The sequence below is a fragment of the Mesorhizobium sp. B2-7-2 genome, assembly GCF_006440775.1.
Lineage (GTDB): Bacteria > Pseudomonadota > Alphaproteobacteria > Rhizobiales > Rhizobiaceae > Mesorhizobium.
In genome coordinates this window covers 14,769-29,398 of record NZ_VFTZ01000042.1, presented here as the reverse complement: position 1 = coordinate 29,398, position 14,630 = coordinate 14,769, and the positions used below count along the sequence as shown (strand labels likewise).

Genomic DNA, 14,630 nt, shown 5'->3' with positions numbered 1-14,630 from the left:
GGACGCATGGACGCGTTTTCCAAAATCTTACCGCCTTCAATGCCGCCGATGACGATCCGATCCCGGTCGGCCTGATCACTGAGCCCAAGCAAATCATCTCGAAACACTCGTGAATCAGCTGTGACGACAGCGAGTTTGGCTTTGGGGGGCAGTTGGCGGAGCAGCGTCGGCACTAGGAGCAGACTGGACATTACGACCGGGACGCTTACAGCCGCAGCCACCGCCGCCTGATGCCGGACAGCAGAGCCGCAGTCCGAGGTGATTACGACCGCGCCCCGCTCTACGAGCCTCCGAGCTGCTGTCACAAAAGCCGGCTGGAGCGCAGGTTCGCCCAGCATGACAACATCCGCCCAAGCTCCTTCGACGGTTTCTGATATGACGGGAAAGTCGAAAGTAGCTGAACTAAACAGCGAGCCGGACGGCGGCGCCGGCGGCGTCACGCCGGGTGGCAAGGCAGGTTCCAAACCCAGAATTCCAAGGCAGCTCTCGATTTGCGACGTCATTCTGGCCTCCATCATCGTTCGCTGCATGGGATACCCCAGTGCGGTCATCCGCGCTTTTTGACGCCGAGAATTGACCGTGCTTCGGCAGGCGTGGCGACGCTGGCGCCCATGCGCTCAATGATCCCAACCGCATTGTCTACGAGCTCGGCATTGGATGCCAGCAGCCCTCGTCGGAGATAGATGTTATCTTCCAAACCCACCCGAACGTGCCCACCCATTGGCACCAACTGTCCAACCATCGGCATTTCATCTGCCCCGCAGCCAAATCCGCCCCAGACTGCCCCAAAAGGGAGAATCTCACGCATCGCCTGCACAGCGCTCGGCACAGCGGGAGCGCCATAACCTGTGCCGAGGCAAAATTGGAAAAGGGGCGGGCTGCCAATTATGTTTTCGGAGATGAGTTTCTTAGCGACTTCGATGTGGCCTAAATCGAAGCATTCGAGCTCGGGCTTGACACCAGCCTCGCGCATGAGTGCCGCCATCTGTCGCAGATCGGACATACGCGCAACAAAAATCCGCTCACCAAAAGCCATCGTTCCGCAATCTAGGGTGCTAAGCTCTGGCTGAAGTTTGACGGCATGGGAGCAGCGTCCAATTGCGTCCTTAAGTGTGCTAGTTTTCCTTATTTTTAAAGGATTCAAAGAATCAAGTTCAAGTTCACCATCCATTCCACAGGTTAAGTTGATGATGACGTCCGTCGCCGCGTCCCTAAGCTTCTTAACAACCTGTTCATAGAGCTCAATTCGGTTTGATGGGGCTCCCGTGTCAGGCTCACGGACGTGAATGTGCACAATCGCAGCCCCAGCCTTTGCAGCTTCCAGTGCAGCTTCCGCGATTTGCGATGGCGTTTTGGGGATATTTGGATGCTTCGCAAGAACCGCGCCCCCCCCTCCGGTGACCGCACAGGTGACAATGACTTTCCGGGACATCAGAAATCCTATTTCGGTATCTCTTAATTGTTTAGTCTGGCGCCAACACACTCGATGGTGCTACCGAGTGGTCACACAAGGGAAGGATAGGCATGGCGGCCGATCATTAAATCTGGCGTATTCTTCACGTGCGTCACGTATTGGTCAAATATTGATTGTCGCCGCCGATCATCTGGATGCGAGATGACTGTGCGCGGACGCTGGTCGGAGATCTAAAGCGCGTCGCGTTTGAACGAAATCAGGCGACGTCAGGTTGCCCCCGATGAGCCCTCGTTCATAGCTGGACTCTTCTCCTTGTTGAGCTGCTCCCCGTCTTTGGATCGCCCAGGCTGGAACTTCCGGGCTGATTTGATCCGATACCATTCTTTGGACCGCCGGAAGGTGGAGTTTTCCGGCTGTTTCACGATGGCGGGCTGACGGCGCCATCGGGATTGAGCAACGAGATCGGAACCTTGTGCCCGATTGCGCCATGGGGGCGCACCTCGTTGAACAACTCAGCGACGCAACACCCACGGGACCGGCCCGGAGCGCGAGCTTCTCTACGATGGCATCCTTGGGTGGGTAGCCAAGTCCATATTCACGAAGTGATCGATCGGAATGACGCAGCAGTCTTCTGCTGTAGCGTTTTCGGCCAAGCCTCGGATCGGTGGTTGGAGGTCCCGGCTTGGATGTTCGATCGGATCCTCAGTAAGAGTTGGCGCATCACGACTGCTCCGCACGTCGACCTTGCCGCGCTGGGCACCCTGGCGAAGCTGCTCCTCGACACCGGAGCCCCATCGCAATCGCCGGAGATGGGCGCAGCATTGGGCTCTCACGCGAATCGGGGAGATGTCCATGCCGCGCCAGCCCACGACATACCAGTTCGATCTGTTCTTGAAGCCGAACGACGCCAACACGGGGCAGACGCCGCAATGGCAGGCGCTGCCGGCCGCGACGCGCCGATCAGTGACGAAGCTGACGGTCAGCCTGATCCTCGGGCACGTCGACGGCGAGGGTGCCGTACAACGGGAGTGCGCGGATCATGATGCATGAGAAGATTGGGCCGCAGCATCTGGAGCGTAAAGCGATCCTGTATGTGCGGCAGTCGTCAGCCCATCAGGTCCTGCACAATCGTGAGAGCAGCATGCTTCAGTATGCGATGCGCGATCGCCTGACGGCGCTTGGCTGGTCTCGCGTAGAGACGATCGACGACGATCTCGGCCGTTCTGCCGCCGGCGGCGTCGCGCGTGCCGGCTTCGACCGGATGGTCGCCGAGGCCTGCCTCGGCAAGGTCGGTGCGGTTGCGGCGCGAGAAGTGTCTCGGTTTGCCCGTAACAGCCGCGACTGGCAGCAGCTCATCGAGATGTGCCGCGTCGTCGACACCGTGCTGGTCGACCAGGAGACGGTTTATGCGCCGCGGCAAGGCAACGATCGGCTGCTATTGGGGCTGAAGGGGAGCCTCAACGAGTATGAGCTCGATCTTCTGCGCCAGCGTTCCCTTTCCGCACGCTACGAGAAGGCCCGGCGCGGTGAACTCGTCGTGGCAGCTCCTGTCGGCTTCGCGAAGGTCGGCGATCGTCTTGAGAAGGATCCTGATCGGCGTGTGCAGGAATCCATTACCCTGGTGTTCGACAAGGTTGCTGAGCTCGGCAGCGCCCGTCAGGCCTTGATGTGGTTCCTCGAGCATGGGTTGGATTTGCCCGCCAAACGCAACAACGGCGATGTGGTCTGGCGCAGGCCGAACTATGCGACCATCCACCGCATGATCGACAACCCGATCTACGGCGGCGCCTACGCCTATGGTAAAACTCGTGTCGCGCCGGGATTTGGCCGATCCGCCGTTCGAGCAGGTATCCGACGCAGGACGCGCGAGGAATGGCTGGCGCTGATCCCACACAGCCATGAAGGCTATGTCAGTTGGGAAAGGGCAGAGGCGATCCGCAAGATGGTGAGCGACAACGGGGCGCCCAAGCATGGCGACGCTCTGCTTGCCGCGCTTGTCCGCTGCCGGCGCTGCGGCCGCAAGCCCACGCTGCGGTACACGGGCACCAAGCACAACATTCCGCGCTATTCCTGCTGGCGGGGTCTGCTCGACAATGGTGAGCCGCAATGCATCGCCTTTGGGGGACTGCGCGTCGATGATGCGATTGAGGAAGCGCTCCTGCGTGTCGTGGAGCCGGGAGCGATTGCTGCCGCTGCCGGAGCTGAGGCGCAAGCTGCCGATCGTCGTGACCAGGTCCGGGACGCCCTCAGTCGGGATCTTGAGCTGCCCGCTACGCCGCCGACCGGGCCTTCCGGCAATATGACGCGGCCGATCCCGAGAACCGGCTGGTCGCGGCGGAACTGGAAGCGCGTTGGAACCAGGCACTCATCCGTGTCGGTGAGATCGAGAGCAAGATCACCGCGCATGATGCCGCGACGGCCCGATATAGTCGGCATCGCGACGATCAGCCAGCGGCCGGTGACACTCATATCGGAGCCGCCAGCAGCTTGGGCAAGCGGACCAAATTGTAGGCCGCCAAGTTCAAGGTGAAGGCCGCGCCCACACGGGCGCATCCCATGCCGGCCGAGGCTTTGATCCAGCCGAACACCTCCTCGATCCGCTTGCGGCAGCGCTGGCTGGCATCATAGCCCGGATGGCGCTTCGTGCGGTCATCGATCGCCGTCACTTGAGGCTTGCCGGTTTTGCTCAGATGGCCGACGGCGATATGCGGCGTGACCTTGCGCTCGCGCAGGCCCTTGATGAACTGGCGCACGTCATAGGCGCCTTGTCGGCGCCCAGTGTGATGCGCCGCCGCAACGGTCTGCGATACAACATGGCGAGAGCGGCATCACGCTCGCCTGTGCCCCTGGCCTGGGTAATGCCACCATCGACCGCAAGCCCATGACGGTTCTCCATCAGCGCATGCCCCATATAACAGAGCCTCGCCGGCTGCCCGTCGCCCTTCTTGTAGAGCCGCGCCTGCGGGTCGCTCGTGCTCTGGTGTGTGTCGTTGGAGCGCTTCTCCTTATGAAAGCCGCGCTCAGCGTTGCGCCCCGCTCCATCCGGGCCGTTGTCGTCCCCGTCCTTGCGGCGGAAGCTCTTGATCGAAGCCCAGGCCTCGATCAGCGTCCCGTCCACCGAGAAGTGATCCGACGACAAAAGCCGCCGCGCCAGCACTTCTTCAACAGCCTGCTAAAGCGCTGACCACGTCTCGGCCCGACAGCTGAACCGGGGATCGAGCACAGGCACGTAGCGGAGAACGTATCGACGACCGTCAGCACGCGGATCTTCTTGCCCGTAGCGAGCTGATCGTGGACGAAGTCCATCGCCAGACCTCGTTCGGGCCCCTCTTGGCGGCCGTCCCGGAGCTTCGCGCTTCGGTGTTTTGTTCCTGAGCTGCAAGCCCAGATCCTTGTAAATGCGGTAGGTCGGCTTCATGTTGATGTCCCACCCTTCCCGCATGAGCTCACGTGGACACGTCGGTAGCCATAGCGAACGCGTGTCGCGCAAATGTCCTTGAGCCGAGCCTCGATGCCGGTCTGATCGCGGCGGCGGGACTTGTAGTGATAGGTCGACGTGTCGAACTTCAGAACCGGCAGGCCCGCCGGATCGTCTGGCGCCGGCCGAGCAAGACTTATCGGCCGCGATTGGCTGGCTGATTTCCTCGTTTCTAATTGATTTATGTAGATTTTTGCTTTCGTCACGGAGGTCTTTCCGGTATGCAATTTGGGTGTAGGAACAAGCTCCCTCAACCGCTGATTCCTAATTCCCTCGCCCGGATCGCCTTTCTGAAGGCGACCGTTTCGGCCCGTGACGCCACCATCGGTATTGATAGTCAATGGTCTTTTGCTTCGAACTTGTAATGACGGGCGCCTTAAGTGCCCGACGCACTCGATCAGAGGCGAATCTTCGATATCGCGTCGTTTGATGACCCATGGTGGCCTTTGCAATATGCTTGGCAGGAATGATTCCGGCGGCATTATAGGCACTGCGGAAGCGTGAATCGACGCCGAGCCCGGCAAGTTGCGTCTTGGCGGCGCCATGGCGCTCTTCGTCATCAATAGATCCAACCCTTTATCTTTTGAGCCCTTAGCGTTCGCAAAACGGCCTATCCAGCGTAGTCCAGAGCCTGTTATCAGCGATCGATCTGTAGATGCACGTCGGCTGGCCCCTCCGACCTTACAGCCGGCAGTGGTTAAAATTCTCGTGAGGTTGCCGGACGAGGTCTCATCTCCAACGAGCCCTCCTATAGGTTGCCCGGTTCCAAGGCTCCCTCGCAAGTATTCTCGGCTGATTTTTCATCGATGTGCAGCACTGAGGCTCAGGGTTTGAGCGGCCTCGCAAGGATCGCTATCATTTGATTGACGTCGACATGGATTCCAGACTTTACAGCGCAGACGACAGACGTAGTGGGAGCGCGAATATCGATCGCATCAGCCGACAGTGACTCCACGGGATAAACGACCCCTAAGAGATCTCCTTGCTTCACTTCATCCAGCACGGAGCAGCGAGGTTCGAAGATGCCGCGGGCCGGCGATTTCAGCTCGTCAGACAAGAGCGTTTCAAGTGTCCTGCTGGCTTTCCGTTGACGGAAAGTCGGACACTCGGCCTTTCCCTCTACGAGTCCGAGCGCGATTAGGGCGTTGCGTAGCCCGCTTTCATAGATCCCCAGCGCTTCGGAGCTGACCGTGCCGCCGCCGAATTCAGTACAAATGAATACCTTGCCTTTGCTATGCGCCCAAGTGTCGAACATTCCATTTGTGTCGGGGTGTTCCCAGAGCAATGTCACGGGTAATTTGAATGCCTCTGCCAATTGAAGCGTCTTGGCCATGAGATCCACATCACCAATGGGATGCGTGACGACTGCTGGTGGAAAATCCCATGTCGGCCCGAAACTGTGCAAATCGAATACCGTGTCGGCCATTGGCAACAACAGGCGCGAAACCGCATCGGCAATGCGTTCAGTTATCGATCCGACGGCGCGGCCGGGAAACACTCGATTAAGATTCAAGCCATCGATTGGCGAGTTTTGGCTCCATGCCTGCACCGCCGGCAGATTAAGCATCGGTACGATGATGACGCTTCCACAGGTTTGCGCTTTGGGCAGCCAGTCAACAAGCCGTCGTGCCAGGATTGGCCCTTGCAATTCGTTGCCGTGATTTCCGCCAGTGACAAGGAGGCGCGGTCCCTCCCCTTTATTGAGGCAGAAGACCGGAAGCGAAATAGCTTCGCAGTCGTTGCCTTTGGGGACAACAAGATGTCCCGTGGACATGCCAGGCGCGTCGAGATCAAACGTCAGGTATGGTGTTTCGCTCATTGTCAGCCGACCTTATGCACCCAAATAGCGAACGCTAGGGGTTCACTCTCGCTGCGTCAAATACAGTTTTTATATTGTAGGGATCTAACCGCACGATGGACTTACTCTTTCGCCCGAATCGTCCAGGCAACGCTTTGCGAAGACAGGTTAGTCTGAGCAAACGGCCGCAAGCGATAGCCGGCATAGGTTCGTAATGTCATAGGTGGGTAGCCCCGTATGGCGGCGGAGTGCGTTCGTGACATAAGGGAACCCCGTGCATTCCATCAGCAGCATTGCGATTTCAGGATGCTCAGCACGAAGATGCGTGACGCAGGCGGTAACTTCCTTCTCAATCTGATCGACTTCGGTTCGGATTGCAGGACGCATCAAAGCGTTGCGGAGAAATTCGCCGCCTTCGACGCCGCCGATGACCACCCTCGCCCGATCTCTCGGATTATCGAGCCTAAGCAGGTCTTCCCCGAAATGTCTTGAATCAGCGGTCACCACGGCAAGCTTGTGAGGATGCGCCAGCTGTCGCAGCAAGGTTGGAACCAAGAGCAGGCTAGACATCACAACGGGAACATTGACGGCAGCGGCGACCGCCTCTTGATGTCGGATGAAAAAACCACAGTCAGAGGAAATCACGGCTGCCCCTCGTTCGACCAAGCGTGTGGCGGCTGCCACGCACGCGCCTTCGAGCGACGGGTAACCACGAATGACCATATCCGGCCATGCTCCCTCCACGAGCTCCGTCACGATTGGGTGATCAAAGGTCGTTGGGCTCAGTAAGCCGCCGGGCCGCGGATCTAGCGAAGAACTCTCGGCTTGCACGCCTTCATCAAGCTCAAGAATTCCAAGTGCACGTCGGTTTTGAAACATCATGGTTGAAGCACCAAAGAATGAACTCAAGGGTTCGCTTCCAAGCTGGCGAAGTTCCTTACGTTCTGTTGTACTTTGAGCGGCATTGTGGCCGTTCCGTTAAACTTCTTCTTCTCGCTTCGCGGGTACCCCGCGGCTCTTCAGTCGTTCTCCAATCGCTACCTCTGATATTGATCCTTTCGGCTTGATCAAAGAATTTCTGTCGGCTACCAGCTTGCCACTCTCCGTTGGCCCAGATCATGGCTTTGCGGATTCGCTAGCCACTTAACAGAGCAACCGGACGTGCTGACCGAGGCAAGCCTGATGCACCGGGCGCGGCGAGTTCGACTGGAGGCGCCTCCGTGGGTGGAAGGGGCCAAGCGAGGCAAATCCGCCAAGCGCCGCGCGTTTCGGCTTTCCGCGGACGCATCGACGTGCCGCCGGTTCTGCCGACGACGCGACGGGGCCACATTCTTATCCCGTTGACTTCAGAGCGGCGCTCGGTCGGAACGAGCGAAGAGGCGCGAAAGGAACTGGATCCATGGAGAGCACTCTGTTGTCCATCATTTCAGCGAGCAGCTTTCCAGAAGTTGGCCCAAGGGTGAGACCGTAGTGACCGTGGCCAAAATTAAACCATAGGCCCTTGTGGTTAGGAGCTGCACCGATCATCGGTAATTGATCAGGAAAAGTGGGCCGACGTCCAAGCCAGGGCGTAGAGTCTAAGGATTCACCGATCGGGAATAGCTCTCTTGCAGGACCAATGGCTCCTTGCACAAGCATATCCCTTGCCGGCGCGTCAAAGTGATCCAGCTCCACACCAACACACAGTCTGATGCCTTGGTTCATAGGTGAAAGCACAAAGCCATACTCATCGTCCTTTACCGGACGAGTCAAGTGCGCGCCGTCTTTTGGTCGAAAATGAAGATGATATCCTCGTTTGGAGCCGAGTGGCAAGTTATAGCCGAGTGGCTCCAGGAGTCCCTTTGACCATGGACCTGCCGATATGACGACATTGCGTGACTGAATTGTGTCATTCAATGACTCTACATCCCAGGCACCGCTTTTGTGCCGCCCGAGATTGGTGACGGACATCTGCCGGAACTCACCGCCGAAACGCACAAGCGCTTCCGCATAGGCTTTGGCAAGTTGGTCGGGAGCCGGCGTATGATATGTGCCGGGCCAATACAGGCCTCCTGCCGCACCTGGTTTCACAAAGGGTTCCAGTTCGGCTATCTCCTCCGTCGAGATAATTCTGAACGGATAATCACAAGCAAGCGCTAAACGCTTATCGCGTGAGATTGTACTGAGCTTTGTTTTGTCCCGAATGATTGAAAGGTATCCCACATCGTGCAGCAAGTGAGACGCACGTGATAGACTCGCGAGGCACAAGTGCTCAGCAATCGCGGTCGAGAAGAGTGGTTGAGACTGTAAGGCAATACGCCACAAATTCGAGTCCGATGACGCCCGCCAAAATGCCCACAGCCAGGGTAGATTGCTTGGAAGGGCAAATAGATTCTGACGGAAATACGGTACTCGGTTCAGAAGAAGCTGCGCTAGTTGCAGAGGTTCCCTGGGGATTGTTATTTGAATATTCAAGCCAGAAATAACGCCTGCATTGCCATAAGAAGTTTCCGATCCAGGTTCCCGCCGATCAACCAAAATGACCTTACGGCCAAGCCTCTGGAGTTGGAGCGCGGTCGCCGCCCCGACCATTCCTGCTCCAACGACTACAATGTCAGCTACGTCGCTCATTGAGAGGTCCTATAGAAGCATCCATTTCGGCTGGAAGCTGTTTGAGCCGCTTGGGCGGATTGAGGCCAGGGTGGCGAGCAGTATGAGCACGAACACAGGCAATGACCGGATCGATGGGGTGGTCTCTATGTCAAGATCGGCTCACCGAAATGCCGGAATGACTATCGAAAATCGCTACGCGAGCACGTGGCAATCCAGGTATGGCCGCTGGTACAGTTTTTCCCAAGAGTCGTGCCGGCACAGACACCGCTACCAGCCGCGCGGGCGCTCCCCACTTTAGTTCTACCGAACGCCACTGATGCGACGCCGCCCCGCTTTTGCAAGCCGACTGCATGCTACCCCTCCGTTGAACAGCCAACTTTTGACCGGGGGCGACGTCGCCGATGCATAGCTGAATTATTCGATTATGATTAATTTGCGGGGGCTGTTCGACAGAACTTCCGGCTTTCCGTCGGTTATCATGAGGCTTTCAGTAATCTCGATACCCCAGTCGCCGTACCAGAGGCCAGACATGAAATGAAAGCACATTCCTGGCTTAAGTTCCGTGTGATCGCCCTTACGGAAGCTTGCCGACGCCTCGCCCCAGCCAGGGGGGTAGGCCATTCCGATTGAGTAGCCGGTTCGCCCTTCCTTCTTTAGGCCGTGTCGCGCAAGTTCTTTGAAGAATGCTAACGCCACATCTTCGCAGGTCTTGCCGGGAAGAAGCTGCTCAAACCCAGCTCCCATTCCTTCAAGGATCGCCTTCTCGGCATCGAGAATCTTCCGGGGCGGCTTTCCCAGATAAAACGTTCGAGACAGCGGGACATGATAACGCTTGTAAACGCCAGCCAATTCGAAAAAGATGCTCTCGTGTGGCTTTATAGGACGATCAGTCCAGGTCAGATGAGGAGCCGCTGCATTCGCCCCAGCGCCAATGAGCGGAAAGGCGGCGGGATAGTCACCCCAAAATCCATCGACACCGCGGATACCGGCATCGCAAATTTCAGCGACGAGATCGTTCTGTCTTAGCCCCGGACGAAGAACTTCTTCGATGCGCTCGTATATCGCAGTGATGATTTTGCCGGCACCGCGCATGTATTCCATCTCGCGGGCAGACTTCACAATCCGCTGCCATTTCACCAGCCGCGTGGTGTTTTTGAACTTTGCGTTCGGAAGGCTCGTCTCAAGGGCGTCAAAAGCCGCATGGGTGAAGTACGGCACGTCCATTTCAATGCCGATCGTCGACGAGCCCCATCCGCTACTGGTGATCAACTGCCCAAGCACGGTCATTGGATGGAAGTCGTCAGATTGAACGTAGTAGTCTTCATAGAACTTGATGCACTCTTCGCCGAGATAGGTCGTCTTTCTTGCACCGTTCGCATCCATCTTGCGACCGAACCAGATCGGCGGCCCATCAAGTCGAACAATCGCGCATTGGTGCACGTAGAACGACCAGCCATCATAACCCGTCAGCCAACCGATGTTTGCAGGATCGGTGACGATGAGCAAGTCGACCCCTGCTCGCTCCATTGCCTTTTGGGTTTTGGCGAGGCGCTCTTGATATTCTGAGACCTCAAATCGCAATTCAGCTGTAGTCATTTGGTACTCCCGTTGTGCGATGAGCAACTGATACGCCGTAGTCTGTCTAGGCCTTGCTACGACGCCCTCATCCCTTGATAACTCAAAGTGTTCCGTTTCAAGAGTTTCATTACGACAGACAATTTTAGCCCACCCGCGACGCCTAAATGATCCAGTTAGACGCAATTAGGAACTGAGGGATGATATCAAGGCACACAGCGGCATGGCCAATATAAATCAACGGGGTATCCCATCGCATTTTGAGATCATCATTTGCGATCAGCGAAAGCTGAACCTATTGCCGAGACCAACGGGCTTGCAGCTCGGCAATCAAAGTGAGAGTGCCTTCTCCCGGATTGTCGCGCTACTCGGGCGCTCTGAATGCATCGCACCATAGCGGCACCACAGCGCCTTCAGGCCATTCTGACGCCAAGCCTCGACAGCCGTGCGCAACGCTGCGACGGTTCGTGCGATCGGAGTGGCTTATGCTCCCATTGACCGTCCTTGGCGCATCGCGAATAGATGCTCGGGCGCTGGAGAGCGGCGGTCGCTTCTTCCTGCGCATAGGCGGCGATCGCTGCCTCGGCGATCTCACCGGGTTCGGCATAGCCAACATGTTGTCGACGACTAGGATCACAAGCCGCCTTAGGGACGAATGGGCAGGTTCTTGATGCGTTTTTTGACAGATAATTTCGAAATGCTGGGGCGACTTGGCAACGCCCCGATCTAGTTTTGCTGCCCCGGCTGCTGTTGCAGCATGCCCCGGGCGATGACGTGGGCTTGGATTTCGGCAGCGCCTTCAAAGATGTTCAGGATGCGGGCGTCGCAAAGGACACGCGAGATCTCATACTCAAGGGCGTAGCCATTACCGCCGTGGATTTGGAGCGCGGTGTCGGCGTTCGACCAAGCAACGCGTGCGGCGAGCAGCTTTGCCATACCGGCCTCGATGTCGCAGCGCGTGCCCAAGTCCTTTTGGCGGGCGGCTAAATAGGTCATCTCGCGGGCCATCACGGTTTCGGTGAGCATCATGGCAAGTTTGTCGTGGACCCGTGGGAAGGCGACGATCGATCGGCCGAACTGCCTGCGCTCCAGCGCATAGCCCAAACCCAGCTCAAACGCGCGACGCGCAACGCCGACCGCGCGGGCTGCAGTCTGGATGCGCGCGCCCTCGAACGTTCGCATCAATTGGCGAAAGCCCTGACCCTCGGCCCCACCGAGCAGTCCGCCGGGCGGGACGGCGAAGCCGTCAAAAGCGATGTCATATTCGCGCATCCCCCGATAACCGAGGACTTCGATTTCGCCACCACTCATGCCGAAAGACGGAAAAGGCTCGTCCCGGGTGCCGCGTGGCTTTTCGACAACCAGCATGGAAAGTCCATCATGACTGGTCGAGGCGGGATTGGTGCGGGCCAGCACCGTCATCAAATCGCTACGCGAAGCGTGCGTGATCCATGTCTTGTTGCCTTGGATGAGCCAGCCGCCTTCGGGTGTCTTGACCGCCCGGGTCTTCAGGCTCGCAAGATCAGACCCGGTGTCCGGCTCGGTGAAAACCGCGGTCGGCAAGATTTCTCCAGAGGCGATGCGGGAAAGCCAGCGCTGCTTTTGCTCGAGCGTGCCGGCGGCTGCTATAAGCTCGCCAGCGATCTCCGAGCGCGTGCCGAGCGAGCCGGTCGCAATCCAGGCCCGGCTCAGCTCTTCGGTCACGACACACATTGCGAGCTTGCCAAGGCCCAGTCCGCCGAACGCGGGATCGATGCAGATGCCGAACACGCCCAGCTGCGCCATCTCTGTGACGATCTCGTCCGGAACCAGCTCGTCTCTCAGGTGCCAACCATGGGCATTCGGCAAGATGCGCTCGTCGGCGAAGCGCCGAATCTCGAGCCGGATCAAGTCGAGGTCGTCATCGCCCAGCTTTTCACTCACCGCGTCTCCTTGGGCGGCCAGCGAGACAAGTTCCTCGCGGTGCGCGGGAGAATTGCCATGAGCCATGAAGGACGCGACCGAGGGCTCGCGCAGGAGCGCGAGGGCCTCGGCGGTAGCGCTAAGTTCCGCCGGGCGGAGAATCTCATTTTGACTCATCGGGAGCCCGCCTACGAGCTGGCCAAGATACTCGCCGAACCCGATAGCGATCACGAGTTCGTCGCCACGCCGCAAAGTCCCTTCGCGCAGATGGCGCGCGCCCCAGGCCGCAACCGCATTGAGCGTAGCCACCGACGTTGCCAGCCAGGCGAAGCCGTGGGCCACGCGCTGAGACCGGTCAAGCAAGCGCGAATCCACCTTTCCTTGGGGAGCAACCAAGGTTTGAACCTTTTCGCGGACGGCAGCGACGTAGCGTTCAGCTGCGGTCACGGCACTGTTCGCCAACGCGACAAGGGTGGCGCCTGAAGCGAACTCGAGAGGATTGGCCGTCACGCATGTGCTCCTGGACTCTGGACGACGCCGCTATCATGCAAGGCGGCAATCTCGTGGCTGGGTAGGGCGAGAACGCCGGCCAGCACTTCTTCCGTGTGTTCTCCGAGCTTCGGGGCCCGTACCGGCGTCTGGCGCTGAAGTCCCCGGAAGGTCGCGGGATAGCCTGGCGTTGGATAGGTGTGTCCGCTGACATGGTCCACGTCTGTGAAGAGTTCGCCTTCCGGCTGGAAGGGTTTCTCCTTGGCGACCGCTTCCGACAATGTGCGATACGGCCCCCAGCATGCGCCGGCTTCATCAAGGCGCGCTGTTAGGTGAGCGGCCGGGCTCGTTGAAACGGCATATTCGACCAACGCGCCTAGGCGACCACGGTGCTCATAGCGCAGCCCCTCGTCCTGTGCGAACGAGACACCCAGCTCAGCCTCGAGCGTAGCGACCCCGGCCTCAATGCCGAGGGCCTGCACCAGCCCACTCCATTGGCGGCTGGTAATCGCCACGATCATCAGCCGCTGGCCGTCTGCTGTGAGAAAATCGCGGCCGAAGGCTCCGAAGAGGTCATTGCCTATCTTCGGGCGGTCCCGTCCGTTTACAACCACCTCGGCCACCTGGCCTAGCGTGCCGAGCGTGGCGGCGGCGATGTCGCTTAGCGGGACGCGGATCTCCTGACCCAGTCCGGTGGCACGACGGCTGATAAGCGCGGCAAGGACGCTGGTCGCCGCAGTCGACCCGGCCAAAAGGTCCCAGGCCGGCAGAACGTGATTGACAGGATCGTTGGGCTTCTCGGCGGGGCCGGTCATCATCGGGACGCCCATAGCGCAATTGACGGTGTAGTCGACAGCATTGCCGCCGTCGGCATGGCCCATGATACGCGCCGTAATCACGTCCGGCCGGCGCGCTGCCATCCGATCATGCGACAGGAATCCGGCCACAGGATAGTTGGTGACGAAGATGCCGCCGCCTTCGCCTGGGGCAGTCACCAGAGCCGCAGCAAGCTCACGTCCGCGAGGGTCCGCGAGATTGATGGCAATGGACTTCTTGGACTTGTTGAGACTTTCCCAATAGAAGCTGCCGCCGCCGGGAGAGCGTGGCCAACGATGAAAATCAGGACCGCCGCCGATTGCATCGAAGCGAATGACCTCAGCGCCCAGCTGGGCAAGCGAGAGCGCGCAGAAGGGAGCGGCAATGAAGGATGCCCCCTCGATCACCCGCACACCATGAAGAAGTCCATACATCGCTTAACCCGTCAAGTTCAGCTCACCTCATGGGGGAAATAGCCCCGCCCATCAAGGAATACGGCTCATTTTATTCATTGCGTGAATACGCGCTCCAAAATGTCGAGACTTCTTCTTAGCACCCTTTATTGG

10 protein-coding genes and 2 pseudogenes are annotated in these 14,630 nt (G+C 58.7%); 2 read left to right on the top strand and 10 right to left on the bottom strand.

Annotation, left to right across the window (positions count from 1 at the left end; all coding sequences use genetic code 11):
• Both FJ425_RS30490 and FJ425_RS30485 read right to left on the bottom strand, forming a co-directional pair.
• Positions 1–503, bottom strand: a 503-nt coding sequence (locus tag FJ425_RS30490) for a hypothetical protein (RefSeq protein WP_140727825.1), incomplete at its 3' end; no start/stop codon positions are given.
• 44 nt (positions 504–547) lie between these two features.
• Positions 548–1,432: a 3-keto-5-aminohexanoate cleavage protein gene (locus FJ425_RS30485; protein WP_064994923.1), complete on the bottom strand. Its 885-nt coding sequence runs from the start codon at positions 1,430–1,432 to the stop codon at positions 548–550.
• Between the two features lie 834 nt (positions 1,433–2,266).
• On the opposite strand from FJ425_RS30485, the gene FJ425_RS30480 reads away from it, so the two are divergent.
• Positions 2,267–2,464 carry a hypothetical protein gene (locus tag FJ425_RS30480; protein ID WP_064994942.1) on the top strand — a complete coding sequence of 66 codons (198 nt, stop codon included), beginning with the start codon at positions 2,267–2,269 and terminating at the stop codon, positions 2,462–2,464.
• Positions 2,454–3,944, top strand: a complete 1,491-nt coding sequence (locus FJ425_RS30475) for a recombinase family protein (protein WP_224656313.1) — start codon at positions 2,454–2,456, stop codon at positions 3,942–3,944. Before FJ425_RS30480 ends, FJ425_RS30475 begins: the two co-directional genes overlap by 11 nt.
• Here FJ425_RS30475 and FJ425_RS30470 read toward each other — a convergent pair.
• From FJ425_RS30470 to FJ425_RS30435, 8 genes and pseudogenes are all read right to left on the bottom strand, one after another.
• Positions 3,880–4,562 (bottom strand): annotated as a pseudogene (locus FJ425_RS30470) (transposase); the annotation flags it as partial. The gene FJ425_RS30475 and the pseudogene FJ425_RS30470 overlap by 65 nt on opposite strands.
• Before the next feature lie 42 nt (positions 4,563–4,604).
• A pseudogene (locus FJ425_RS30465) lies at positions 4,605–4,984 on the bottom strand (IS3 family transposase); the annotation flags it as partial.
• Between the two features lie 731 nt (positions 4,985–5,715).
• Complete coding sequence (locus FJ425_RS30460) at positions 5,716–6,711, bottom strand: succinylglutamate desuccinylase/aspartoacylase family protein (protein WP_064994928.1); 996 nt, start codon at positions 6,709–6,711, stop codon at positions 5,716–5,718.
• Between the two features lie 147 nt (positions 6,712–6,858).
• A complete protein-coding gene (locus tag FJ425_RS31755) occupies positions 6,859–7,599 on the bottom strand; it encodes a hypothetical protein (RefSeq protein ID WP_318013090.1) in 741 nt (246 codons plus the stop codon).
• Positions 7,600–8,022: 423 nt separating this feature from the next.
• Positions 8,023–9,300, bottom strand: coding sequence for an FAD-dependent oxidoreductase (locus FJ425_RS30450; protein WP_084016100.1), 1,278 nt, complete (start codon positions 9,298–9,300; stop codon positions 8,023–8,025).
• A gap of 396 nt (positions 9,301–9,696) precedes the next feature.
• Positions 9,697–10,878: a M24 family metallopeptidase gene (locus tag FJ425_RS30445; protein WP_064994943.1), complete on the bottom strand. Its 1,182-nt coding sequence runs from the start codon at positions 10,876–10,878 to the stop codon at positions 9,697–9,699.
• Positions 10,879–11,583: 705 nt separating this feature from the next.
• The gene (locus FJ425_RS30440) at positions 11,584–13,269 is read right to left on the bottom strand and encodes an acyl-CoA dehydrogenase family protein (RefSeq protein WP_084016102.1); all 1,686 of its coding nucleotides are present in this window, start codon (positions 13,267–13,269) and stop codon (positions 11,584–11,586) included.
• Positions 13,266–14,498, bottom strand: coding sequence for a CoA transferase (locus FJ425_RS30435; protein ID WP_064994930.1), 1,233 nt, complete (start codon positions 14,496–14,498; stop codon positions 13,266–13,268). Before FJ425_RS30435 ends, FJ425_RS30440 begins: the two co-directional genes overlap by 4 nt.
• Positions 14,499–14,630 lie beyond the last annotated feature (132 nt).

Bases quoted from the DNA above. Each gene is read 5' to 3' on its own strand.
- FJ425_RS30480 (WP_064994942.1), top strand. From the start codon at position 2,267: ATGCCGCGCCAGCCCACGACATACCAGTTCGATCTGTTCTTGAAGCCG.
- FJ425_RS30435 (WP_064994930.1), bottom strand. From the start codon at position 14,498: ATGTATGGACTTCTTCATGGTGTGCGGGTGATCGAGGGGGCATCCTTC.
- FJ425_RS30445 (WP_064994943.1), bottom strand. From the start codon at position 10,878: ATGACTACAGCTGAATTGCGATTTGAGGTCTCAGAATATCAAGAGCGC.
- FJ425_RS30450 (WP_084016100.1), bottom strand. From the start codon at position 9,300: ATGAGCGACGTAGCTGACATTGTAGTCGTTGGAGCAGGAATGGTCGGG.
- FJ425_RS30460 (WP_064994928.1), bottom strand. From the start codon at position 6,711: ATGAGCGAAACACCATACCTGACGTTTGATCTCGACGCGCCTGGCATG.
- FJ425_RS30475 (WP_224656313.1), top strand. From the start codon at position 2,454: ATGATGCATGAGAAGATTGGGCCGCAGCATCTGGAGCGTAAAGCGATC.
- FJ425_RS30485 (WP_064994923.1), bottom strand. From the start codon at position 1,432: ATGTCCCGGAAAGTCATTGTCACCTGTGCGGTCACCGGAGGGGGGGGC.